Source organism: Streptomyces tricolor, from assembly GCF_002155905.1.
Lineage (GTDB): Bacteria > Actinomycetota > Actinomycetes > Streptomycetales > Streptomycetaceae > Streptomyces > Streptomyces tricolor.
In genome coordinates, this window is record NZ_MUMF01000544.1 from 1 (window position 1) to 873 (window position 873).

1 protein-coding gene is annotated in these 873 nt (G+C 80.8%); it reads left to right on the forward strand.

Annotation, left to right across the window (positions count from 1 at the left end):
• The coding region (locus CCN44_RS44645; protein WP_158103183.1) for a COG1470 family protein at window positions 1-801 on the forward strand (801 nt) is incomplete at its 5' end.
• Window positions 802-873: the final 72 nt, after the last annotated feature.

An 873-nucleotide genomic window follows, 5' to 3' on the forward strand; every position in this document is an offset into this window, starting at 1 on the left:
AGATGTGTATCAGAGCCAGCCGCCCCGCCCGCCCTCGCGCGGCCCGACGGCTGGTCGCTCACCCCCCTGGGCGGCGGGCGCCCCGCGTTCTACGCCGAGGGCGCCCCCGGGACGGTGCTGCGGGACACGGTGGCCGTGACCAACCGCCGCCGGGCTCCGGTCACGGTCCGGCTGCGCGGCACCGGCGTTTCGGCGACCCTCGCCCGCGCCGCGCTCACCGTCCCGGCCCGCACCCGTGCCGAGGTGCCCTTCACGGTGACCGTGCCGCGGGGTGCCGCGCCCGGCGACCGCACCGGCGCCATCGTCGCCCGGGACCCGCACGGCCGTACCGCGTCCGTGCCGGTCCGGGTGCGCGTCGGCGGCCCCGCGCTGCCCGCGCTCACCGTGGAACACCTCGCCGTGCACGCGGACCGGATCACGTACGAGCTGGTCAACCGGGGTACGACCGTCCTCGTGCCGCGGCTCGCGGTGCGCGCCGACGGCGTCTTCGGCCGACTCCTTGACCGCGCCCCGCGCACCCTGCCGGTCCGGCTGCCGCCCGGCGCCCGGCGCACCCTCAGCGAGCCGTGGCCCGGCCGGCCGGTGCTGGGCGGGGCCCGGGTACGGCTGACGGTCACGGCGGCGGGCGGCGCGTACGCCACCGCGAGCACCTCGGCCGGGTACGTCCCGTGGGGCGCGGTGGCCGGCGCGGCGGCGGTGGCGACGGCGGGCACGGCCGTCCTCCTGCGCAGACGGCACCGCGCCCGCCGTGCCCGCCCCGGCGCGGCGGAACCGGCGGGAGCGGCGGGAGCGGTCTCGTGAGGCGGGGCGTGCTGCCGCTGCTCCTCGCCCTGCTGCTGGCCCTGGCCGGTCCGGCCGGGGCCAGCAGCAGGG